Below are 23,756 nucleotides of genomic sequence, written 5' to 3'. Positions count from 1 at the left end.
CGGATGACACGGATAAAAGCGGATTAAAACGGATAAATTTTAGGCAACCACAAATTTATCCGTTTTAATCCGCTTTTATCCGTGTCATCTGTTCTCCTATTGTTGTCGCTTTCAGCAAAAGAGGCGAAGTCTCAAATTATTTCCCAACCGGCGCTTGGTATTTCACCAAGTCGATGTTGATGCCATTCGGATCCTGGATCGCGAAGTGCCGATCACCCCAAGGTTCATCCCGCAACTCAATTTTGATCTCGACACCCTTCTTTCTCAGGTCCTGGTACAATTGGTCGACGTCCTCTATCTCAATGGTCAGTGCCATGGCCCGTTTTATCTTTTGCGCATTCGCATAACCAAAACAATGATTCCTACGAGTACGGCTATTGCAATAAAAATTCCGAAGCCCATACCTGCTGTGAAAATTTCGGCAATCGCTTCACAGGAATGTAACCAGGAAGCCAAAAAAAAGAGTAGAAAAGCCTTAAGGAGATTTGAGTTTTTCATTTGATTTTTAGACATATAGTAAAAAATGTTGCCACATGCTTCTAGGGGAAAAATGAGGTTCCTTTTCCCCAAACTCGGGCTTTATGTATAAATAATTGGAAAAATAGCAGAGCAGAAAGTAAAAGAGTTGGAGAAAAAGGTCAAGTCCATACGCTGAATATCTTCGTTTTTTAAGAGTTCCTAAAGGTGCGAACCCTAGGGACCATTATGCTATGTCTGAAGAGGAATGGGAAGAATCCTATAGATCATTTAGTAAAATGAAGCGATACATCATTTTTGATGAAGATGACGATCCTTGGTTTACTAACACGTTTCGCTGGCGGCTCGTTTTCTTTCCTTCTTCCTATTTCTCTTATTGCGGCCTCAGTTGATCAACATCGCACCAGAGCTGCAGCGCACGGTGAAGCTCGATCTCACTCCGGCTATGGTCGGAGCCTTTATCGTCTTTTCGGTCACCGTAGGGTTTTTTGGTCGATAACCTCATTGGGCCGACAGCATTCATGCCCTGGACACCCGAAGACAGGACTATCATCAATGCCAAAATACAAAGCACTGACCTGCTGGCTGCCGTAGGCAAGATTGAGTCCACCTGGAAGAAGGTCGACCGGATCCATCCATTTGACGCTAAATTTTATGAGGAAGAAATAGAAGCGGCATACAGCGAATTTTCGGCCATGATCAAGATCATTGGATTCCTTGCATTCCTTGCCATTTCTATCGCCTCGATGGGATTGTTTGGAATGGTGGTATTCACCACGGAGACCAGACTTAAAGAGATCGGCATCCGCAAGGTGATGGGGGCAAGCTCTGGCAACCTGGTATTCTTGCTCAGTCGGGGTTTTTTAACGCTGTTGTCGATATCAGCGCTCATTGCCCTGCCAGTAACCTATCTTTTCTTTGAAAATGTAGTGCTTAGGAGATTTCCTTATCATACCGCAACTTGAGGATAGACGAGAAAGTGTGAGTGTGAAAGTTTGGGTGCGGGTGTGTGGGCATTTGCCTTCCATTCCCGCCGAGTGAACGCCAACCCATGGATTTATCCATGGGAGGCCACATCCCTAACTCAGCCCATGGCTTTAGCCGTGGGATATTTCGTGTGATATTATCCGCAGAGATTGATCAAGAAAAATTACCCACGCTCTCGAACCCCAGCACCCTCCCGATCTCGGATCGGTCGCGCTGCCGGAGAAGCCTGGCGTCGGAGTACTGCGGTGATGAAAGATAAGCGTGTCATGTGGACAGGTTTTTGACCTTCAAATGTTGAATTGTAGGTGTTAACCGGGGCTATGGAGATTAAGTTCCCGCTTGACTATTTTTTGTAAAAAAATTCAGGCTATCTCCTTAGGTGTACCTTCGTGTCTTAGGTTTCTAAGGTGGTGAAAAATAAGCCTGCGATACTCTTTCACCACCTTAGAAACCTCAGGCACCAAAGAGACACCTTAGCCCAAAACACAAAAAGGCCTCCAGCAACTTGCTGAAAGCCTTTTTATCACTTACCCAAAAGAGGAAAACTATTCCTCCACCAACTCAACCGTCTGCTTATTCGAGGAGCGTTTGCGTTCGTGCTCTTTCAGGTAGATTTTACGCAAGCGGATGTTGGCAGGCGTTACTTCTACGTATTCGTCCTCCTGGATGTATTCCAATGCCTCTTCAAGTGTGAAGCGGCGAGGTGGAATCAAGCGGATTTTATCATCGGAGCCAGAAGCCCGTACGTTGGTCAATTTTTTGGTCACCGTCAAGTTGATGAGCATGTCACCAGGACGGCTATTTTCGCCTACAACCTGGCCTTCGTAGATGTCTTCGTTGGTACCAATGAAGAAGGTACCACGATCTTGCAAGTTGTTGATGGAGTAGGGGATTGATTTTCCTGGATCTTTGCTGATCAGCGATCCATTGGTACGTCCAGGGATGTCACCACGGTGTGGCTGGAAGCTCAAAAGGCGGTGGGTCATTACCGCTTCGCCAGCAGTTTGAGTCAACATTTGGCTGCGCAAACCAATGATACCCCGAGATGGAATTTCAAAGCGCAGGATCATGCGATCGCCTTTGGGTTCCATAGAAGTCATCATGCCTTTGCGGCGGGTCACCATTTCGATCGCCTTGCCCGATACGTTTTCAGGTAAGTCGATGGTCATGTCTTCCACTGGTTCGTGGAGTTGACCGTCGATGCGCTTCATGATTACCTGTGGCTGACCAATTTGTAGTTCGTAACCTTCGCGACGCATGGTTTCGATGAGTACTGCAAGGTGCAATACACCCCGGCCAAATACCCGCCAGGAATCAGCGGAATCCGTATTCATCAAGCGCAGGGCCAGGTTTTTTTCCAGTTCCTTCTCTAAACGCTCCTTGATGTGGCGAGAAGTTACAAACTTACCTTCCTGACCAAAGAACGGAGAGTCGTTGATGGTGAACAACATACTCATCGTAGGCTCGTCGATGGTGATGGGTGGCAATGCTTCTGGGGCATCGATATCGGCGATGGTATCCCCAATTTCAAAACCTTCGATGCCTACCAGCGCACAAATTTCGCCAGCAGTAACTTCTTCAGCTTTCATTTTTTCGAAACCTTCGAAGACGTACAAACCACGTACTCGGCTCTTAACGAAAGAACCATCTTTTTTGCAGAGGTTTACAAACTGGCCATCTTTGATAGTGCCACGATTGAGACGACCAATGGCAATCCGACCAATGAAACTGGAATAATCCAGTGAAGTAATCAGCAATTGGGTGTTGCCTTCGGTTACATGTGGCGCAGGAATGTGCTCTACGATCGAATCCAATAGCGGTACGATGCTGTCGGTCTTTTCTTTCCAGTCAGGGCTAAACCAGCCACCTTTACCGGAACCAAAGAGGGTAGGGAAGTCCAATTGCTCTTCGGTAGCGTCCAGGTTTACCATCAGGTCGAAAACGGCTTCGTGCACGTCGTCGGGCTTACAGTTTTCTTTGTCTACCTTATTAACGACTACAATTGGTTTTTTGCCCATTTCCAGGGCCTTTTGCAACACAAACCGAGTTTGTGGCATTGGACCTTCAAAAGCATCTACCAACAGGAGTACGCCATCAGCCATATTGAGTACCCGCTCAACCTCTCCACCAAAATCGGAGTGACCAGGGGTGTCAATGATGTTAATTTTGTAGTTTTTGTAGCGGATGGACACGTTTTTGGCCAGGATCGTGATGCCACGTTCCCGCTCCAAATCGTTGCTGTCCATGATCAATTCGCCAGGTCGTTCGTGGTCTTTGAACAATTTGCCGAGGGCAATCATTTTGTCAACCAGGGTCGTTTTGCCGTGGTCTACGTGGGCGATAATAGCAATGTTACGCAGTTCCATAAGAATTTTTTCGTCGGGAATTTGACGGCAAAAATGCGATTGCGTCACCCCCCTTTACTCAAACAAGGCGCAAAAGTAGGCATAATTCCAAGACTATGCACAAAAAAGATGTTAATTATTTGAAAAGAAATGGTGGGATTGTTAAATAAAGGCAGGATAATGCATAAAAAAAAATTGCGGAACCGGGCATGACGCGCGATTCCGCTTAATTTTTAGAAGTTTTCATTTTGCTGGTTTGAATGAAACAAACAAAATTAAAAAAGGACCACGGGATTAAGATGCCAAGGAAAAGTTACGGACAACTTGTAAGTTGGTGGCCGGATTGGAAATCAGGTCAACTTTCAAGGTACAGCGCTCATATTGTAAAGCGTAAGTTTGTTGTACGTGGGTTGGGTTCAGTTTAGCCATCTTAACCACTTTAGCACCGACGTAAGCACCTACTTCCTCGCGTAAGTCGCTCATCATCGCTTGAATGTCGTGGACGACATTTCCCGCCTCCTGGTTTAAGAGCCCTACTGTAAGGGCCAATTTGATTTTTCGGATGTTCATGACGTTTGGATATGTAAATGGGTTTTGAACAAAATTTTTCTCTCAAAAGCTTTCCAATAAAACAGATTTTATTGGGTGGATGTTGCTTAATGAAGTTTTAAAGTACTGTTAAGGTTTTTTTAAAACATTAACACTTCCTTTAAGCAATTTTTCAGTGCGTTTCGATTTTTGTTTAAAGGTTTTCTTCTAAACGTTAAACAAGATCGATTGTTGAAATTAAATACGGAGCTAATCCACTTTCGGATTTTGTTTTGCTGCTTTTTCTTTCTCTTAGTGTGTTTTACGAGGAGAAAGTTCCAATAGCTGGCTTTTTTTGTCTATTAAGACTACTGTTTATGTGCAATTGGTTGGTCGAAATTCGGCATGTTCTTTCACATAACCGATTTGCCATCAAAGACGTAGTATAGATGCATAAGGATGCATCTACCCCTATTGTACTCGCCGAAATGAATAAAATTTAGGTTGAAGTGTAGGAAAGGTGGGACGAAGGGAAAAAATAAAATAAGGTTAAAGCAGGTAATTTGGCGTAATTACCTGCTTTAACTGTCTATCCAGCCAGTGAAACGCCGATAACTTTTCCAATGCCATAAGTAATCGCAGCCGCGATCAGCCCAAAAAATACTTGCCGAAAACCGGAATACCACACACTTTTTCCAGTAAACAAAGTAATGGCCGCTCCGATGCCAAATAAACCCAAGGCACTCAAGACGGAGCTGTACAATATGGCTTTGAATCCACTCGTGAATAAAAAAGGGAATACCGGAATAATGGCCCCGATGGCAAACAAAACAAAAGAGTACAAAGCTGCTTCAATAGCCGAACCCTTGAGCTCTTCAGGATTGATGCCCAACTCTTCTTCGATCAAGACCTGATGGGCTTTGGCTGTATCTTTCATGATCTCAGCCGCCATACGATCAGCCTCGATTTTATTGATGCCTTTGGCTTGATAAATTAGCGACAATTCCTGCTGCTCACCTTCAGGATTGGTTTCCAGCTCCTCTAATTCGATTTGGATTTGGTTTTCGTACAACTCCTGTGAACTTTTTACGGAAATCCATTCTCCCAAAGCCATGGACAAGGCCCCGGCTAGCAAACCGGCCAAACCCGCTACCAAAACCCCACTTTCGCCATCGCTAGCGCCGGCTACGCCCATCACCAGACTAAAGTTGGACACCAAACCATCATTGCCGCCTAACACTGCCGCGCGCAAAGCATTACCGCCAACAGAACGGTGCCGGCTTTCAAATTTGGTAATGGCTTTGCTGCCTACCTTGGTATCACCATTCAGGATGTTGCGCAATATTTTGACGTGATTGGTTTCTGCCCCACTTATCGGAATATTGGTTTTTTGTTTGGCTACCAAAATAGCGTTGGAGATGCTTTTTTCGGTATCCATCAAAACGCCGAGGACATAGTCATACCCAAAGATACGTCCGATGGAATTCAAGGTTTTCGCTCGCCCGGAAGGGGCGGGGAGGGCAGTTTCAGGTAAATTTTTGGCTTGTAAAAAAGCCAGGGCATGCCCTTTTTCAATGGCACTCATTTGGGTAAATACCTCGGCGATGGCTGGGTCTTCTTCATGCTCAGCGAGCTTTTGATAAAGAAAACTGGCATCCACTTCGGTTTGGATACTTTTCATTGACATGTGCGTAGGGTTTGCACGGGTGGTTTATCGGGAATTTTTTTGCAGCACCAACAATGCTTGTGGGCCAGTGCAAAAAAGCAAATCCAATATACTCAAATTTTCCATGAACGGATATTTATAATTGAAAACCTGAGGGTAGGATTCGGAAAAAAAATGTGGATCGCTGGACAATTCTAGTTTAGGCGAGATGATTTGGCGCAAATCGAGCACACCTTCGGGCGCGCTAAAATGGTAATCCTCAGTGTAGTGAATGGTTTTGCGCAGGTTGAGCAATTTGAGGAAGACCTTCAATAGGGCAGCATTGTATTCACACAAGTATTCAAAACGTTTGTCTCCGTTCAGCAGTGGGGCCAGATAGGCGGCGTATTCTTCAAAATAGGGTGCACTGCCATAAGCATAAGTAATGGCCTCCCATTGTTTGGCCGGCCAACTGGTTTTATAATCAATCCGCACTTCCCAAATGGGCGTTTGATGGTTTTTTCCCTTCACCAACGGAATGGACAAACGCAACAAACCATTGGCTGAGGCAATGTGACAACGGTTGCGGTAGCTGCCTTTTTGGTAATTTTCCCGATGCTCCACCCAAACGGTTTCGTACTGTAAAATTTTGGCAAAGTACTGCACCGGTGGACAAAACTGGGTGCTCAACAATACGGTATGTGGGCTATTCATGATTAGCGCAATAAAGTCGTTTGCCCCCGGCGGATTTCGCTAAACCCATCGGGATACACCGCTTCCAGAAACCAGAGGTAAATTCCCGGGGTGAGGGCCTGCTCGCGGTATTTGCCATCCCAACCCGTAGTACTGTCGTTGATGTCGAAGTTTTCACGGGTGTACACCGCTTCTCCCCAGCGGTCGTAGACCTGGAAGGTTTTGATTTTGACGCCATTTTGGCCGTGTACAAGCAGCAGATCGTTGTTGTTGTCGCCATTGGGTGAAAAACCCGTTGGCACCAGTACAATCCGTTGTTTGCGGACAAAAATTTTGACAATGACATCGTCAATACAGCCTTTTTCGTCTTTTGCAGCCAATTTGTATTCAATACCGTTTTGGGTGCGTACAGTAGGGGAGGCGCAAGTGGTACAACTGAGTGTGCCCGGGTAGGGTTCGATCCAGGTGTAGCTCACGTTGCCCTGGTTGTTGATGGCTTCTCCCTTCAGTTGCAAGGTGTCTCCCAACTGGATGGTGAAACTGGTTTGGGCCAAATCGAGCGCAAAAGCGGGGCGATCCACGATTTGGGCAGATTCCACGGTGATGCAACCATTGGCGTCCTTGATGTACACATCGTAATTCCCGGCCTTTAACCCAATTGCACTGAGGGTGGGGCGGTAGGCACCGCGGTTGATGCTCAACAAATAAGGCGCTTTGCCTCCACTTGGATTGGTCACTATCGAGCCATCCAGGTCGCCATTACAAGTAGGGTCTTGGGTTTTGGTGTTGAGCTTGATCGCATTTGGCACAGGAATGTTCACATTGTTGACGCTGGAACAACCCTTGCGGTCGGTTACTGTCACCCGATACAAGCCACCCGCTACATTGCTGACGAAAGCGGTACTGGCCCCGTTGCTCCAGCGATAGCTATAGCCCGGGTTCCCACCTGAAGCACTGATGGCGGCTCGACCAGTGGTGTCACCATTGCACAATGGGCCAAAGGCTTGCACCAATACTTGCACTGAAGTGGGCTCCTGCACTTGTACGGCCCCGATGCCAAAACAACCAAACTCATCGGTAACCGTGACCGAATAAATCCCAGCGCGTAGGTTGGTCGCCTGTTGGGTTGTTTGGTTACCCGCCCTAGCGTCCCATGCGAAGGTGAAATTGCGGGTGTCGGCCACGATGTTGCGAATGGTAGCCGAGGCAGTAGCTGCCCCATTACAAGTCAGGGTATCGGAGGCTATATCAAACGTGATCGCCTTTGGCTGGCGTACCGTGCGGGTGGTAGAAGCCATACAGCCTTGCGGATCGGTGATGGTGACCGTGTAGGTTTCATCACCACGTAAACCCCGGATGATGGGGGTGGTTTCCCCATTGTTCCAGCGGAAACGATATTGGTTGAGGTCGGCGTTGGGCCGGCCAATGATTAAGTTGATGCCAATGGCCCCATTTGAGCCCCCAAAACAGGAGGGTTGGGAAATGATGGTATTGGGTTCCATGGCGAGTAGGTCTTGCAATTTGATGGAACTGGTTTGTGTGCAACCTGTCGCGTCGGTTACGGTCAATCTATAGTTTAGAGAGTCCAGGGCGCTTACTTCCTGGGTGCTGCTGCCATTGCTCCATTGGTAAGTGTAGGGTGCTCCTGATCCACCAGTAGGAAGGGCCCGGGCGTGATTTTGTTTGGCCCCAAAACAACCTTGTTGCACTTGTTCCAAACTTAAGGAAAGCCCATTGGCGGGTTCATTGACGATGGCGCGGCCTTCGGTAGTACAATTGTTCGCATCGGTGATGGTGATGCCGTACGAACCTGCACTCAACATGCTCGCTGTGGTATCGTTCTGGTTAGCGGTTTCCCAGGAGTAACGGTAAGGTTTGGTTCCGCCATTGACGCGGATGCTGGCCTGGCCATCGTTGCCACCTCTACATTTTACCGATTGGGCATTGATCTGGAGTGCAAGAGCCGTTGGAGCGACGATGCTGATGTTTTGGTTTACCATGCAATTGTTGGAATCACTAACCATCACTTGATATTGGCCCGGTGCCAGCGAATTGGCTGTCCGACTGATTTGTCCTTGAGGGTCATTCCATTGGTAATCCAAAACTCCGGTGCCCCCTGAGGCTAGAACAGTCGCTTGTCCATCCCTGCGGTCGGAACAAGTGGGCTGGCGCAAACGGATGGAATCGATTTTGAGTTCTGCTGGAGCAGTGATGTTGCGGCAATCGATCATGCTACAACCATTGGCATCGGTAACCGTCACGCAGTAATTGCCTGCACGGAGGTTATTGCGGTTGTTTTGAACGTTGCCATCACTCCAAAGGTAGCTCAGGTTCCCCGTGCCACCCATACCCGTAGCAATGAGACTGCCATCATTTGCCCCAAAACAAGACACATTTTCTGGAATCATGGCCAGCATGAGTGCCGCGGGTTCGTCGATGACAATCGCGCGGGTTCCCCTACAACCATTGGCGTCCGACACACTAAGGACATAACGACCTACCCCAACATTGCTCAAAATTGAACTGGGACTGCCATTGTTCCAGGTGTAGCGGAAGGGGGCGGTACCTCCCGTGATACTGGAGGCAATGTTGAGATTTTGATCCCCGGCACAACTGAGGCTGCGATCAGGGCTAAGGGTCAGGTTAAGTGAGTCGTTTTGACCAATGCTAAAAGCTAATGTATCGCTGCACAAGGCATCGTCGAAAACTATCAATTGATAATCACCAAAATCCAATCGATCATTGCGGTAGGGTTGAATCAAGCCAATCGGGCCGCTCAGGTCGTATTGCACCGTTCCCACTCCGCCATTCACTTGCACTTCAAAAGCCCCATCGCTGGCAGTTACACAAGAGATGTTCTTGGTGCTGAGTATCGTCGCGTTGATGGCGCAAGGTTGGATGCTACAAACGGCTACGCCTATCCCAGAGCTGCAAACATCGCTGGAATCGGGACTAAAACCCTGCACGGCAATCCGCACTTCATCATTGGGCATCAAATTATTGACGCGGAAAAAAGTATCGCTGATGGCAATGGGCAAAATGGAATCCCGACCATTGATTGAAAACCGGATGCTGTACTGACCAGCGGCGGTGGGCAACCAGGAAAAACGAATGCTGCGTGCCCCAACCTGAGCACAACTAACTTGTGGGGCCGGAAAAGTGTCGCGCACCGTAACCTGGAATTCATCCTCAAAAGTACAGCCGTAGCGGCTTTGTACCTGCACGCGGATCGGTGTATCTGTGGTGAAAAGGGCACTTGGATTGGCACAATCGCTACAAGACAAGCCTGTTGGAGGAGACCATTGATAGGTCAGCGTATCCACCGAACGGAAACGGATCGACCAGCTTAGTAGTTCATTGATTTCCTGAGCTTGGGTGCCAAACGCATCGGTAATCAATAAAGTCCAGTTACCTTCTATTTGTGCTCCACGCAAGTCGTTCCAACTGCCTTCGGGCAGCCAGTCACCGGTAAATGGTGCGGTACCTGAATTAATGGGATCGCTGGCGCGGGGGGTAAAACAGGTGGAAACATAGTCTTCGGCAGATCCACCGTTGCCCGTACTCAATTCCAATAACTCGCCGCTGGGGGCGCGCAAAAAGATGTCGAGGTCGGAATCCCAGTCTGAATTCAGATCGATACAAACCGACTCAATTTGATTGCGCGGGTCAGTCAAGGTGCTTTGGGCTACTTTGCTCACCGGAATAATCGATCCATAGGGCGAACCAGGAGGATGTTGCAAAAAGCCGAAGCTGTATTGTGGAAATGAAGTGTATACCAGCACTTCATTCAAACGTTCGTTGGGTACAAAAGACATCGCCAGGCTATCGCCCAAACAGATCGTGGTGTCTGACAGTGGAGCAAAAGTCAATAAACAAGTGCCGCAAGATGGATCATTTTTAGGTTTTACCCGCAGCGTGATGGTGGTATCAAAAGTACAAAGGAAAGAATCCTGAGCAATTAAACGGTAAGAAGCTGTGCCGCCATCGGAAGGAGAAACCGAAGCGCTGTTTTCATCCTGAAACAAAATGGTCGGATGAAAACGCCAGGTTAAATCGGCGATGCCGGGTCTAAAGGTTTCAATTTTTGGAAAAATGGCGGTTTGAAAATCCAGGCTCCAGGCAAAGATGTAGCCGTTTTCACCCGTGTTGAGGTCTTCTACTTCCAGGGTCCAGTCGCCATTCAGCGGACAACCCAACAGTTGATTCAGCGATTGAAAAGGGCGGTATTCGCCAATGGGTAAACTGTCCAGATTAAAGGTATCGACATAGTCGCTCCAGTTGTTGTTGGACACTGGCGTTTTCCAACAGTATTCATAACCTCGCCCGGGACGTGGGGCAGCATCGTCATTCGGGTTTGACTGGCCGAGTTCAACGGCATTTCCGCCCGGTCCATTGAAGTTTTGTAAAGTGACAGTTTGGCCGCTAGGGCAACGTAAAACAATGTTTAAGTCCCGCATTTGGGAGTGCTCAAGATTGATACAAATGCCTTGCAGGTTGTCTACTTCGGTGATGTTTTGGCCTACAAAAAAACCGTCGACTACCAGTGTCGACTCCAGTTTTCGGCCATCGTTATCTGGGATGAATTGGTTGTCCCCTTTGACCAATTCAGTTTGGAAGCTGCTGCTTTGTGGCGTCACCGTAACTGCAGCGCCGGGGGTATTTGGGCCTCCGGCCAGGATGCGCAAGGTATCCCCAGCACATATTTCTGGCAATAAACTGGCATCTGCACTGAAACGGGGCCTGGGCGCAACCCGGATTTTTTTCTCCACCACATTGGTACTTGGACAGCCACGGGTGTCGGCCACCCTTAAGCGCACCGTATAGCCACCGGGTTCCAGGTAGGTATAGTCTACGTTTCTTCCAGTCCGTACATCGCCATTGCCAAAATCCCAGGAAAAAACCGAAGTGCTATCATGTTGCTCGTAAAGGGTGTTGTTTTGGGGATAAAAGCCACGTCCCCGCAAAAACAAATCGTCGCCGGGGCATAGGTTGATGCTATTGGTATCCTGGGGCAATGGGGCAGGGTCGGAAAACAACACAGCACCTTCAAAATTTTGACAAACCTGAATACACTCAATGGAGGCTACCCAACCAGCCGCTTCGAGTTGGCCATCCGAACGAAAAGCAAGGGTAATACAAGAATCGGGATTGACCGCCGAAGATTGGACGTAAAAAGGCAGATTGCCGCGTGAAAAGTCAATACACTGCAACAATGGCGCCAGGGTGTCTTTGCCATCATAAAAACACAGGCGATCCCCTCGACCTAGATTGATGGCTGGAAAATTGAGGCGTACCCGCGCACCTTGACTTGGGTCGGGATAAATGGTCATCACCAAATTCTCGTTGGCGCGGTAATTGAAATTGCGCTCACCGGAATCGGTCAAAAAACCGCCACAAGCGCGGATGGTCGTATCGGCCAAGGGGATATATTGGGCAAAAATAGCTGTAGAAAAGCACAGCACCGGTAGAAACACCAGGATGCGTAACGTTCTCACCATGGGTGTATTTGTTTTCGGAATTACGTGAGTTTTTTTTGCCCCATAGTAGCGCTGAAGCAAAAACCTGAATCTTGATAACGCAAATACCGGGTGCACAAATGTAAAGAAAAGGATGAAATCTACGTGTTTAAATTTATTTGAGAACGGACGTTAAATTAAAATGGTCGGGACTAATACAAATGGTCAGCAATGAAATTAAATTTCGTTGCTGACCATTTGTGTGAAGCACCTCAAGTGATCACTACCAGAATACGGAGTACAATACGCCGAGGATAATTGCAATAACCACCATCCCAATTGTAAAACCCGGTGCGGTTTTGAAGTCGGAAGTATCTATTTCAATGGCCCGGACATTGTCGCGGCCTTTTTTATCCAACAAACTGGTCAGTACCATCAGAACGACTACAATCACAAATACCCAACCCATGCGGTGCATGAAAGGTAAATTGGACATCAACTGTTCCAGGGCGATGCCCGCAGGTATGGTAACGATGGCACCCACAAGTGCAGCAGTGGCGGTAGTTTTCTTCCAGAAAAAGCCCAATAGGAAAATCGCGGTAATTCCCGGAGAAATCAAACCCGTGAAGTTTTGGATAAACTGGAAGGCCTGGCCAAAGTTGCGCAATACTGGCGCTACTACTGCCCCAATGATCAAGGCAATGACTATAACAATGCGCCCTACGCGAACCTGATTGGCTTCACTGGCTTCGCGGTTGAAGTATTTTTTGTACAAATCCAGGGTGAAAATGGTCGAAATACTATTAGCCTTTCCTGCTAAGGAGGCTACAATGGCAGCGGTAAGGGCTGCGAAGGAAAGTCCCTTTAACCCAGTAGGCAGCAAGTTGATCAACACAGGATACGCTTTGTCCGGTTTGACAAACCCATTTTCGGTGATTTCGGTTTGGAACTCGCCCTGTTGGAACAACAAGAAAGCAGCAATACCGGGCAATACCACAATAATGGGCATCAGCAGCTTGAGGAAAGCAGCAAACAAGAGTCCAGCCCGGGCGGTTTTTAAATCGGCTCCCAGCGCCCGTTGGGTAATGTATTGGTTCATTCCCCAGTAGCTGAGGTTGGCAATCCACATGGCCCCAAAGAGTACTGCGATCCCCGGCAAGTCTTGGTAGGCATCTTTTTGCCCACCTTCACCATCCGGCATCATCATTTGGCCAGGGTTTAAAATCATGTGGAAATGACTTCCAGCATGCTCTCCTAATAATCCCAAACCTTTCAAGGCACCGCTTCCACCATATTGTTGAGCCACGAGATCGAGCGCAAGGTAGGTTGTCGCCAAACCACCCAAAATCAACACGAGCACCTGAATGACATCGGTGTACCCAATCACTTTCATCCCACCCAGGGTGATCAACACCGCAAAAATGGTCAACCCCATGATGCAGACTTCGTAACCGATGCCCGAAATGGTACTCACGGCCAATGCACCAAGGTGCAAAATGGAGGTAAGGTTGACAAAAACGTAGACTACCAGCCAAAACACGGCCATCACCGTAGCCACCAAGGGGCTATAGCGTTGGGCCAAAAATTGGGGCATGGTATAAATTTTGTTGCGCAAATAGATGGGCAATAAAAATACAGCGACAACAATCAGGGTCGCTGCGGCCATCCATTCGTAGGAGGCAATGGCCAAACCCATCGCAAAACCTGAGCCCGACATGCCGATGAATTGTTCAGCGGAGATATTGGAAGCAATCAGGGAAGCGCCAATGGCCCACCAGGTGAGGGTGCCTTCGGCGAGGAAAAAGTCTTTGGTATCGGCAGTGGCGCTCTTCTTACGACGGTAAATCCAATAGCCATAACCGGAGACTAGGATGAAATAAATGAGAAAGACGATGATGTCTTTGGTGTCCAATTGTCCGCTCATAAGCCAGCTGAGTTGAAGGGTTATTAGAGATGCTATTTAGTATCTCTAAATTATTATTTGGTTTCTCAGGCTGAACATAGGGAAAAATTGCACAGGGACAAAGGATGTGGAAAAAAAATTGGGTAAGGAGAGGCTTAGCGCGGATTTCCCCACGTTTTTTCCCACGAATAAATTCGTGGGTTGGGGCGGTGGGGTGGCCTCCCACGGATAAATCCGTGGGTTGGCTGAACCTAGCGTTACCGCATTTTTTGACATTAGGCAGCCACCTGGCTCGACATTGGGCAACCACCAAGGGTTGCCCCAACACACCCACACCTTCACACGCTCACACCCACACCCTCACACGCTCACACCCACACCCTATTTTATCCATTCATGCGGACAATTTTGATTTCTACCCTTTGGTTTTTTTGGCGGCCTTCGGGGGTAGAGTTGGTGGCAATGGGGAGGGTACGGCCATAGCCTTTGAATAAGACCCGTTTGGCATCGATGCCTTTGTTGATCAGGTATTCGGCAACGGATTTGGCACGGGCTGTAGATAATTTCACACAAAACTCGTCTTGGCACAAACCATTGGTGTGGCCACCTACTTCAACGGTGATGCCGGGATTATCGGTTAAAAACTCAAAAACTTCGTCCAGGATGGGAATGAAAGAAGTTTTGATGTTGATGCTATCGATGTCGAACTGGAGTTGCTCCACCCGGATGGCTTGGCCATTGCGGATGCGGCCAGCGGTGAGTTCAGGAATGTTCTTTTTGTTGATGTCAACGGCCAATATAGCGGTACAACCCTTTGCGTCAGTTACGGTTACTGCATTTTTGCCCAGGCCCAATTGTTGGGCAGTAGGTAGGGTTTCGCCAGTACTCCAGGTGTATTTGAGCGGGCCAGTGCCCCCTTTTACTTGTACGGTCGCCAAACCATCTTTCAGCGTTTCGGCAGTTACACCGTACTTTTTGCTCAAGCTAAGGCTCATCGCTTCGGGCTGGCTGAGGCTGAGCTGGGCTGTTTTTTGGGCACCGGTAGCATCGGTCACGGTTAGCGTATAATTTCCGGCAGCCAGGCCGATGGCCGCTTCATCCCTGGTGTTGGGATCACTCCATTGGAAACGGTAGGGGCTTTTCCCACCTTGTACTTTGGCCAGAATGGCACCCGATTTGGCACCAAAACAGGAGATCGTCGATTTTTCTTCCAGTTCGACTACCAGCGGCAGAATATTTTCAGTGATGTCAACATTGGCCGTTGCCGTGCAACCTTTGGCGTCAGTTACGCTAAGGGTATGAGTTCCAGGTGACAATTTTGTAGCACTGGGCAGTGTTTCACCATTGTTCCATTTGTAGCTGAACGCTCCGGTACCACCACTGGCTTGAGCCGTGGCTTTGCCATCGGCATTGTTGGTGGTAGCTGGCGCAAGTACGTTGATTTTAACCTGAATTGGGTTGGGTTGTTCCAGTTTGAAGGTGGTGCTGGCCATTTTGCCAGTGGCATCACTTACACTTACGCTGTAATCACCTGCAGCGAGCCCTTTGACCTGGTTGCCACTCAATCCATTGGCGCTCCAAGAGTAGGTATACGGCCCTTTTCCTCCCGTCACATTTGCTTGTAGTGCTCCTTCTTTGGCACCATTACAATTGATGGAGGTTTGTGCGGACAGCTTTACGTCCAGAGCCAGGATGTTTTCAGAAATCTCGGTGCCAGCTTCGGCCTTACAACCTTTGGCGTCGGTAATGGTCACGCTGCGTTTGCCGGGTGCCAATTTGCTGGCGCTAGGCAGGGTTTCGCCATTGTCCCAACGGTAGGTGTAGGCCGCAGTTCCGCCACTCACCTGAGCCGTAGCTTTGCCGTCGGCATTGTTGGTGCTAGCTGGTGCAGTTACATTGACCTGTACCTGCAAAGGGGCGGGTTGTTCAATTTTTGCAGTGGCGGTCACATTTTTTCCAGTGGCGTCGCTCACTGTCACACTGTAATCACCAGCAGCAAGACCACTAGCTTGGGTATTGCTATTGCCAGCGATGCTCCAGGCATAAGTGAATGGTGCTTTGCCTCCGCTGACCTCTACTTGTAGTGCAGCGTCTTTGGCACCAGCACAATCCAGTTTTTTGGTTTCACGCAAACTCGCATTGAGTGCCAATACATTTTCGGAAATTTCGATGCTGCCCTGAGTGCGGCAACCTTTGCTGTCGGTGATGGTTACATTGTGCTGACCGGGTGCCAATTTGCTGGCCAGGGTGGTGTTTTCACCATTGTCCCAGGAGTAGGAATAGGGTGCGGTACCCCCACTAACCTGGGCCTGGGCCTTGCCATCAGCATTGTTTGTGCTGGCGGGCGTTTGTACACGCAGGTTGAGACTCAATGCGGCAGGTTGTTCAATTTTAATTGTGCCAGTAGTTTTTTGCCCGGTGGCATCAGTTACGGTGACCTGATAATCCCCTGCAGCAAGCTCATTGGGTGTTTCACCACTGAGGCCAGGGCTACTCCATTGGTATTGAAAAGGGGCTTTACCGCCGGAGACGGTCAGCGCAACAGCGGCATTTTTATCCCCGTTGCAATTGAGTTTTTGTTTTTCAGCGATCAGCACGCGTAAGGCAGCCGTTTTTTGGGTAATGTTTACTTTGCCTTCTGCTGAACAGCCCAGTTTATCTTTAACTACTACACTATGGGCACCTTCCGTTAATTTTGTAGCAATGTTGCTGGTTTCCCCATTGTCCCAGAGGTAGGAATAGGAAGGGCTGCCTCCAGTGGCAATGGCTGCTGCCACGCCGTCTTTGGCATTGGCTCCGGATTCTTCACTTTGTTGGCTTACTTTCAGGGTGATGCGGGGGTCGGGTAATATCGCCCGGCTGTTTTTGCTCAAACCAGCGGCATCGGTTACGGTTACGGCGTATTCCCCAGGGCCTAGGTCTTTGGCGGTTTCAGCATTTTGACCATTGCTCCATTGGTAGGTAAATGGTGCTTTGCCACCCGTGATTTTGGCTTTGACGGTCATCCCTTTGGGATCACAACCGGCTACGATGCCAGTGATGAGGTTGAGGGTCATGGCGCTGGCTTTTTCCACCAGATAGACTCCTTTGTCATCGGTACCAACCCAGATGGCACCTTCTTTGTCGAGGGTTATAACTGAGGGGAATTGACTGGTGTAATAATCCGCGGGACCATAGGTTTGGAATTTGTCACTTTCTGGGTCGTAGCGGGCCAGAATTTCGGAGGCGATCCAAAATCGGCCTTGGACATCGAGGGCAAAAGCTTCGATGCTACCTTCGATCATCCGTTCGTCAAAACCGTAATCCTCCCAATCCCCTTTGCCATCCCAGCGCCAAAGCTGGCCATCGGAGAGCACGTAGGTAAAGGGTAAATAGGTTTGTAGACCATTGACGTTGAAATATTTGTTGACAAGCTCCCATTTCCCGGCACTGCCTTGGAGCAAACCCTGATCGGTACCCACCCAAACCTTGTTGTAGCTATCGGCATAAATCAAGGTAATGTGGTTGGAGCGCAATTTTGAATTGGCAGTAGTATAAGCATTGAGCAATTGTAAGCTGGGTTTGGTCTTGAGCTCAAAAAAACCACTGCCATTGGTGCCCAGGATCAGCAAGTCTTTTTGGGCATCGTAGTAGCCGGTGCTCAGTTGGGTAGTGGCATTGAGTTTGATTTTGAGCAGACTTTGCAATTGATCTACATTCCAACGCACATCGGCATTGCCTCCAGCTAGTGCCAGAAGGGATTGCTCCCCGGCTTTTAAGGGCAATTTGGTGGCTAAATCCAGGGCTTTTACCTGGTATACATCGCTGCCGTTGCCGACCCATTTTTGATTGGATTCATCTACAAAAATATTGCGAATGCTTTGGTCGGGTTCGATGGCCAGGCAACGGATCACCTGCATGGGGTCGTTTTGGGCAAAAAGGCCAGAAAAACCAAACAACAGAAAGAAAAAACGGACTAAAGTAGGTCTCATCAGCATGCTTCGTGGAACTGGTTGAACAGAAAATTTGCGGCAATAACGCAAAAAATGTACAAAAAAGTGTTTAGAACGGGTGACTTAATGCGCTGGGAACACTTCCTGAGCCTTGGCCAAGGCACGGAGTAAAATTTCCAGATTGATGCCAGTAGGTTCAGCGACCTCATGAAAATAGTTGATCATATTTTCAGTGGGCATGTTTCCGGTTAAATCGTCTTTGGCCATTGGGCAGCCTCCGTAACCCTTGACGGCACCATCATAGCGGCGACAACCACTTTGATACGCCGCTTCAATCTTTTCGTACCAAAGTTGTGGGACCGTATGAAAATGGGCACCAAACTCCAGCTCGGGATAGGCAGTAATCAATTCTGAAAAAATGTACCGAATACTTTGAGGGGTAGCCACGCCGATGGTATCGGAAAGCTGAAAAATATTGATGTCAAGCGCTTGCAATTGATCCACCCAGGTTTTGACAATTTCGGCATTCCAGGGATCGCCATAGGGATTGCCAAAGCCCATCGAAATATAGAGCACCAATTGTTTGTTGAAATGTACACAAATGTCTTGAATCTGCTTGACCCGCTCCAGCGACTCCTGGATGGTGGCATTGGTATTGCGCAACTGGAATGTTTCGGAAATCGAAAAGGGGTAGCCTAAATAATCAATCTCCGCAAAGGCAGCAGCGTCTTCGGCCCCACGGCTGTTGGCGACTATGGCGAGCAATTTGGTTGGATTGCCAGTTAAGTCCAACTTACCCAGCACTTCAGCAGTATCGCGCATTTGAGGAATGGCTTTGGGCGATACAAAACTGCCAAAATCAAGGGTGTCGAAACCCGCCTTGAGCAAGAGGTTGATGTAGTTTGCTTTAACTTCCGTTGGAATAAAATCTTTTAAACCCTGCATGGCATCGCGGGGGCACTCGATGATTTTCAATGGCTTGTTTGATAGACTCATGTAGCAGTGTTAGCGCGATAAAAGTAGTGATTTCTGTGAAATACCAGCAAAGCCCTTAATTTTGCTCAACCACAACACCAGATGATTGTTAGGGTGGTATAACTGAAAATACTTTGCATTATGAAAAAGAACGCCGAATGGCTCAGCTTGGTTGGCTTTATCCTGGTAACTTTAGGAATTGGTGCCTTGGCACTCAGTTTTGTGGGCCTGCGCTTTTCATTCCTGACCTGGTTGGACGCACCAGGGCATTTTTTTGGCTTTATCGCACGAACATTAATGGTCGCGATAGGCTTTTTGCTGGTTTACATTGCCAAAAGTGATTTTAAAGGAGAATAAAGGTAGCAGATTGGAATTGACGAGGGGAGAGCATGTAGGCGTCAGATCAATTTGATGAAGATCTGACGCCAATTATACCCAATTTGAGGGGGACTTTTGTGATCATTTCCTGAGTGGTTTAGGGAAAAAATGCTTAGTGTAAAATTAACCTGGAAAAAGTAGTTCACTCAGGGCCAAAAAAGTAGTACAGTGTTCTATAGTTTAAAAACAAGGGATTATATGCATGCTTACAAGGGAAAATACATTGCAAAAAAAAGTATTTTACACTATCTTGCAATCGACATAAGTTAAAAAACCCCTCCCTCAAAACTAAAATTAGCGTGCTAAAAGATGAGGGAGGAGGAGTAAAAAAAAGAGGGAACTTCACGAAAATTAGTGCAAGTCGCACTACAGTGTTCAATTGTTTTTTCGTGATTGTGATTCAAGTAGATAAGCGTTATGCGCTGGTCTTGGGAATAGGCGTTTGTAGGAAAGTTGAAGGAAAAAAATGCCTGTCACGAATCCATGATGCAAATATGAAAGCTTTTTTTTTTTTGCGGCGATTGAAATTATCAGTAGAGTTAACTAAATTTGTAGACACTTTTTTTTATGCAAAAAAATAAAAAAGGAATAAATCATCTGGATATCATTAGGGCGAGTAAAAATGTGCGCGCTGCCTGTCAAGCTCTGGGCATTAGCCGCAGTCAGTATTATAAATTGCTCAAAAATCCAGAACCAGCTACATCTAAACCTTACGAGCCACTAAAAATGGGTGAAGAAGCAGTTGCCAAGATCTTGGATTTGGCGCTATTGTATCCTTTCGGATGCCACGGGATCAGCTACAAATTGATGGAAGAAGGGATCAGGGTCTCATCGGTAAGTGTGCAAAAGATACTCAAGCTCCACGAATTGGGATCTGCAACAGCACGGTTCAAAGCTTTGGAAAAAAAAATACTTGAAACCCCCGGATATTTCCTCAATTCAGAACAAATAGAATTTGTTGGTAAACACAACCCGGCACTTTTAGAGTTGTACCGCAACATCCAGGCTCCCGGGGATTTACTCACAGTATTTTCTAGTTTTTTAGGCCAATTGCCCTGGTTGGGTAAAGTGTATCTCTACTTTGGAATGGATGCCTATTCGGGCTATGTACAGGCTATGGTGACCTATACCGCAGATAAATACCTTTGTGCTGAATTTTTGAAAGAAACCATTTTCCCTTTTTATGAAGAAAACGGGATTGTCATAAGGCAGGTAGAAACAAGTGACGACCCTGAATTTTTTAGTTATGGTAGCCATCCATTTAGCTCTTTTTTGCGCAACTCAAGTGGAGTGAAATACCTGCGTACTACCGTGGGAGGTATTAAAACAAACGGCTTTAGCCAAAAATGGGGTCAATACTTGCAGCAATATATTGTGCCTGAATTGAAAAGAAAAAAAGCGGATTACCTGGATTTGGAGCTATTGAACGAGGATGTTCAGCGCCTGATCAGCCAATACAACCAAGAGTTCAACCTACATACAAGGACTTATTTTTTGGATCACCCTTTTGACCAAAAAATTCCAATGCAGCGCTTGTTTCCAAACCAAATTTAGTTGAAACCAAAAAAACGAACCTTCAAGGTTTGGTACTTGCGAATCATTTCCTTGCGGTTGTTGACGTGGAGCATTTTGTAAATTGCCCTGACTTCACGAGTGACGTCTTTGATGTCTCGTTTCAATTTTTCAGCCAATTCTTCATTGGAGTAAGGCAAGTCATTGATTTCGCCTTCTAAAATGGTATCCAGTATCTTTGTTTGAATTGGACTAGGTTTAATTTTGTTTGGATCAGACTCCTGACTGCGGAAAACATCTAAAATCCGGCGCATCAAAGCCCCACTGAAGGGCCGACCATTTTCCAATGCCAACTCTTGTAAATGGTGCATAAATACTGCGTCTGGATCCGTTTTTAACAGGTAACTATCGGCACCAGCACAAAGGGCTTCGAACAAATACAGGTCGTCCACATACACGGTCGCAATCATGAAAAGCAAATCGGGACGCTTGTGTTTGATTTGTTGCATGCTGGCAATGCCATTAATATGACCCTTTGGCATGCCAATATCTTGAATGACTACTTTAATGCGTGGATCAGAGAGAAGGGTGTTGGTAGAATCTTCACAACAGGAAAATTGATGTTCTGGCAAACAGACAAAAGATTGTGTAGCATTAATCAGACGACTGTACCTCACGCGAAAATCATCCAGATCTTCCACGATGGCTACGTGAATTTTTTCCATGTCTTCAACTTTCCAAGTTCCCAAACGCTTAACAGTATTTTACAACAAAGAGAACTATATAAAGTTGGGAAAAATTTTGCGCCTTGGCCGTATTTTTTGCAAAAAAATGGAAATGATCACGCAGGTACCTTGTTTGTTTGCCCACTTGATTTCACCACCAATATTGTTTACCCTGTGCAACATGTTCCCCAAGCCATTCCCCGATTCCTGGATACTTACTGTGGGTTTGATTTGCGCAATTTGCGCTTCGGACATCCCTTTGCCATCATCCTGAATGACAATATTCAATTTGCCTCCTTCAACCCCAATCTGGATTAGAACGTTGCTTGCCTGAGCGTGTTTGAGGATGTTTCCCAAAGCCTCTTGTACTACCAAGCGCAGCTGATTTTTGTATTTCCCTGCTACCCAAGCGTAAGGAATGCTGGAGTCAAGCTTGGCAGAAAAGCCCAACTTTGTTCCTACATTTTTTCTGCTTTCGGCAATAAGCTGGTGTAGAAACTCCACCAGCGTACTGTCTGATTCGGTACTATTGCGTACGGCGGCAGAGATCCGTTTGAACAATTGCAAGGCTTGTTCGGCAATGCCCAAGGCCTTAGTTTTGGCTTCAGGATGGGGAATTTCCTGTTCGGCAAAAGTTTGGAAATCCTGGAAAAAAACCACTTTCCCACTGGTGAGGTCGTGGATATCGCGCAGGATACGTTCCTGCTCTTCGTTGCGAATCCGGGCCTCGCGTAGTTGGGCGCGGTAATACAATTGTACCAGGCCAAACAGCATAAAAATGCATAGAATAGAGACCAATACGATAAACCACCAGCGCATCCAAAAGGGCGGAGTAATTTCTAACTTGAATTTTTGCTCCCAAGGGCTCCAATCACCATGTGCATTTGCTGCTCTGGCCATCAAACGATATTCGCCTGGAGCCAGCTTGCTATAACGTATTTCGCTAAACTGATTGCGGGTTGCTGCTTCAGTCACTTTTTCCTGACCTTCCAGGTAATACTGGATTTTTACATTTGCAGGCATACTAAAATCAATCGCCACTAAGCGCAAGGCTAAAGAGTTTTGATTGTATTTCAATTTAAAAAAGTTTTTTTCCAGAATCGAAGTATCGGTCGGAAACAAGGCATGATAGGGGCGCCCTTGTACCAGCAATCGGGTTAAGCTAATGTTGGGCAGCGGAAGATTTTTTTCTAAATCTTCGGTATTGAATTGGGTCAGACCAAAACGACCACCAATGATGTAGTTGTTTTCATCCAAGGGGCGAAGCGTTCCAGATTGGAATGGCGCGGAGAAAAACCCCTCTTTTTGAGAAAAAATACGCAATGGTTTGCCGGAGGAACTAAAACTCAACAACTGGGTATTGGCACTGATCCAAATGATTCCCCGCTTATCTTGAGCGATACCTGTCAGGGAGCTAGAAGGCCAATCTGCTGGGGGTATAAAATTTTCGATGGTCAATTGTTTACGGTCAATGAGTGTAATTCCAATGTCGCTCACAATCCAAACTTTGTTGCTACCTCGTGGAATGACTTGCCCGCCAACTCTACCATTCAAGGAGAAAGATTTTTCTTTTTTCCGGTTTTTATAAATGTGATAAGTGCTAGCATTTTCATGTAAATACATCCGTTGATGAATGCTGTCTTCCCAAATGTTGTACACGCCCAAAAGAGAATCGAGCTGGTCGCCCAAGGGCTCTTTTTGTTTTTTTGTAAGGTTCAATTGTTTGGTATCGGATAAGCCTGAAATCCAGTAAGTATTGTTCATGCTTCGATACAGACCCAATGTGGGTTCAAGCGGTTTTAGATATAAGGTTAGTTTTTTTGACTGGGGATGGTAATGGTAAATTTTTTGATCGGTGAGCACCCATATCAACTTCAAATGCTTATCTGTGTATAAACCCGTAACGTATTCATTTAGTATAAACTGTTGACTAATCTTTTGGCTGTCAAATAAATAAAGCCCTTGTTGACCAGCGATTAATATCTCTTGAGCATTGATCACTTCTAGGTGTTCTATGCTGAAATTCATTGGAATAAAATGGGCCTTAATCAATTCAGGATGTAACTATTTAGCGCCCGAAGGGCGCGACATATATTTGGGTGCTGCAAGCAGCACGAAGTTCATTGAAAACATTGAGTTGATGCTTACGACAGGTACTAATGAAGCCTTGAATTCGGGCATAGGTTTCAGCACCCTCGAT

Annotated in this window: 14 protein-coding genes and 1 pseudogene; 4 read left to right on the top strand and 11 right to left on the bottom strand. The window is 47.0% G+C overall.

Annotated elements, in window-relative coordinates:
- Positions 1 to 136: 136 nt before the first annotated feature.
- A pseudogene (locus tag ACEW9O_RS20735) lies at positions 137 to 322 on the bottom strand (VOC family protein); the annotation flags it as partial.
- A gap of 676 nt (positions 323 to 998) precedes the next feature.
- Here ACEW9O_RS20735 and ACEW9O_RS20730 point away from each other — a divergent pair.
- The gene (locus tag ACEW9O_RS20730; protein ID WP_373552113.1) at positions 999 to 1,442 is read left to right on the top strand and encodes an ABC transporter permease; all 444 of its coding nucleotides are present in this window, start codon (positions 999 to 1,001) and stop codon (positions 1,440 to 1,442) included.
- Between the two features lie 567 nt (positions 1,443 to 2,009).
- On the opposite strand, the gene typA is transcribed toward ACEW9O_RS20730, so the two are convergent.
- The 8 genes from typA to ACEW9O_RS20690 all read right to left on the bottom strand — a co-directional run bounded on the left by typA (position 2,010) and on the right by ACEW9O_RS20690 (position 18,962).
- Positions 2,010 to 3,830: a translational GTPase TypA gene (typA, locus tag ACEW9O_RS20725; RefSeq protein WP_373552112.1), complete on the bottom strand. Its 1,821-nt coding sequence runs from the start codon at positions 3,828 to 3,830 to the stop codon at positions 2,010 to 2,012.
- A 273-nt stretch (positions 3,831 to 4,103) separates the two neighbouring features.
- The gene (locus ACEW9O_RS20720) at positions 4,104 to 4,379 is read right to left on the bottom strand and encodes a hypothetical protein (RefSeq protein WP_373552111.1); all 276 of its coding nucleotides are present in this window, start codon (positions 4,377 to 4,379) and stop codon (positions 4,104 to 4,106) included.
- A gap of 547 nt (positions 4,380 to 4,926) precedes the next feature.
- Positions 4,927 to 6,024: a VIT1/CCC1 transporter family protein gene (locus ACEW9O_RS20715; RefSeq protein WP_373552110.1), complete on the bottom strand. Its 1,098-nt coding sequence runs from the start codon at positions 6,022 to 6,024 to the stop codon at positions 4,927 to 4,929.
- A 24-nt stretch (positions 6,025 to 6,048) separates the two neighbouring features.
- Positions 6,049 to 6,696 carry a WbqC family protein gene (locus ACEW9O_RS20710; protein ID WP_373552109.1) on the bottom strand — a complete coding sequence of 216 codons (648 nt, stop codon included), beginning with the start codon at positions 6,694 to 6,696 and terminating at the stop codon, positions 6,049 to 6,051.
- A gap of 2 nt (positions 6,697 to 6,698) precedes the next feature.
- The gene (locus ACEW9O_RS20705) at positions 6,699 to 12,173 is read right to left on the bottom strand and encodes a proprotein convertase P-domain-containing protein (RefSeq protein ID WP_373552108.1); all 5,475 of its coding nucleotides are present in this window, start codon (positions 12,171 to 12,173) and stop codon (positions 6,699 to 6,701) included.
- A 241-nt stretch (positions 12,174 to 12,414) separates the two neighbouring features.
- The gene (locus ACEW9O_RS20700) at positions 12,415 to 14,055 is read right to left on the bottom strand and encodes a sodium/sugar symporter (protein WP_373552107.1); all 1,641 of its coding nucleotides are present in this window, start codon (positions 14,053 to 14,055) and stop codon (positions 12,415 to 12,417) included.
- Positions 14,056 to 14,420: 365 nt separating this feature from the next.
- Positions 14,421 to 18,005, bottom strand: a complete 3,585-nt coding sequence (locus ACEW9O_RS20695) for an OmpA family protein (protein WP_373552106.1) — start codon at positions 18,003 to 18,005, stop codon at positions 14,421 to 14,423.
- Positions 18,006 to 18,089: 84 nt separating this feature from the next.
- Positions 18,090 to 18,962 carry a hydroxymethylglutaryl-CoA lyase gene (locus tag ACEW9O_RS20690; protein WP_373552105.1) on the bottom strand — a complete coding sequence of 291 codons (873 nt, stop codon included), beginning with the start codon at positions 18,960 to 18,962 and terminating at the stop codon, positions 18,090 to 18,092.
- Between the two features lie 120 nt (positions 18,963 to 19,082).
- Between ACEW9O_RS20690 and ACEW9O_RS20685 the strand changes: the two genes are divergently transcribed.
- Together ACEW9O_RS20685 and ACEW9O_RS20680 are read left to right on the top strand one after the other, a co-directional pair.
- Positions 19,083 to 19,298, top strand: coding sequence for a hypothetical protein (locus tag ACEW9O_RS20685; protein WP_373552104.1), 216 nt, complete (start codon positions 19,083 to 19,085; stop codon positions 19,296 to 19,298).
- Positions 19,299 to 19,886: 588 nt separating this feature from the next.
- The gene (locus tag ACEW9O_RS20680; protein ID WP_373552103.1) at positions 19,887 to 20,873 is read left to right on the top strand and encodes a hypothetical protein; all 987 of its coding nucleotides are present in this window, start codon (positions 19,887 to 19,889) and stop codon (positions 20,871 to 20,873) included.
- Here ACEW9O_RS20680 and ACEW9O_RS20675 read toward each other — a convergent pair.
- Together ACEW9O_RS20675 and ACEW9O_RS20670 are read right to left on the bottom strand one after the other, a co-directional pair.
- Positions 20,870 to 21,556, bottom strand: a complete 687-nt coding sequence (locus ACEW9O_RS20675) for a response regulator (RefSeq protein ID WP_373552102.1) — start codon at positions 21,554 to 21,556, stop codon at positions 20,870 to 20,872. The genes ACEW9O_RS20680 and ACEW9O_RS20675 overlap by 4 nt on opposite strands.
- Before the next feature lie 54 nt (positions 21,557 to 21,610).
- Positions 21,611 to 23,320, bottom strand: a complete 1,710-nt coding sequence (locus tag ACEW9O_RS20670) for an ATP-binding protein (RefSeq protein WP_373552101.1) — start codon at positions 23,318 to 23,320, stop codon at positions 21,611 to 21,613.
- Between the two features lie 250 nt (positions 23,321 to 23,570).
- On the opposite strand from ACEW9O_RS20670, the gene ACEW9O_RS20665 reads away from it, so the two are divergent.
- The coding region (locus tag ACEW9O_RS20665) for a hypothetical protein (RefSeq protein ID WP_373552100.1) at positions 23,571 to 23,756 on the top strand (186 nt) is incomplete at its 3' end.

Source organism: Haliscomenobacter sp., assembly GCF_041740695.1.
Lineage (GTDB): Bacteria > Bacteroidota > Bacteroidia > Chitinophagales > Saprospiraceae > Haliscomenobacter.
Note: the sequence above shows the minus strand (reverse complement) of the source record. Positions and strands in the feature narration are given on the sequence as shown.

What these genes read in the sequence shown, in the direction of transcription:
- ACEW9O_RS20685 (WP_373552104.1), top strand. Translation starts at nt 19,083, where the DNA reads ATGAAAAAGAACGCCGAATGGCTCAGCTTGGTTGGCTTTATCCTGGTA.
- ACEW9O_RS20675 (WP_373552102.1), bottom strand. Translation starts at nt 21,556, where the DNA reads ATGGAAAAAATTCACGTAGCCATCGTGGAAGATCTGGATGATTTTCGC.
- ACEW9O_RS20700 (WP_373552107.1), bottom strand. Translation starts at nt 14,055, where the DNA reads ATGAGCGGACAATTGGACACCAAAGACATCATCGTCTTTCTCATTTAT.
- ACEW9O_RS20670 (WP_373552101.1), bottom strand. Translation starts at nt 23,320, where the DNA reads ATGAACAATACTTACTGGATTTCAGGCTTATCCGATACCAAACAATTG.
- ACEW9O_RS20680 (WP_373552103.1), top strand. Translation starts at nt 19,887, where the DNA reads ATGCAAAAAAATAAAAAAGGAATAAATCATCTGGATATCATTAGGGCG.
- ACEW9O_RS20715 (WP_373552110.1), bottom strand. Translation starts at nt 6,024, where the DNA reads ATGTCAATGAAAAGTATCCAAACCGAAGTGGATGCCAGTTTTCTTTAT.
- ACEW9O_RS20730 (WP_373552113.1), top strand. Translation starts at nt 999, where the DNA reads ATGCCCTGGACACCCGAAGACAGGACTATCATCAATGCCAAAATACAA.
- ACEW9O_RS20710 (WP_373552109.1), bottom strand. Translation starts at nt 6,696, where the DNA reads ATGAATAGCCCACATACCGTATTGTTGAGCACCCAGTTTTGTCCACCG.
- ACEW9O_RS20690 (WP_373552105.1), bottom strand. Translation starts at nt 18,962, where the DNA reads ATGAGTCTATCAAACAAGCCATTGAAAATCATCGAGTGCCCCCGCGAT.
- ACEW9O_RS20695 (WP_373552106.1), bottom strand. Translation starts at nt 18,005, where the DNA reads ATGAGACCTACTTTAGTCCGTTTTTTCTTTCTGTTGTTTGGTTTTTCT.
- typA (WP_373552112.1), bottom strand. Translation starts at nt 3,830, where the DNA reads ATGGAACTGCGTAACATTGCTATTATCGCCCACGTAGACCACGGCAAA.
- ACEW9O_RS20720 (WP_373552111.1), bottom strand. Translation starts at nt 4,379, where the DNA reads ATGAACATCCGAAAAATCAAATTGGCCCTTACAGTAGGGCTCTTAAAC.
- ACEW9O_RS20705 (WP_373552108.1), bottom strand. Translation starts at nt 12,173, where the DNA reads ATGGTGAGAACGTTACGCATCCTGGTGTTTCTACCGGTGCTGTGCTTT.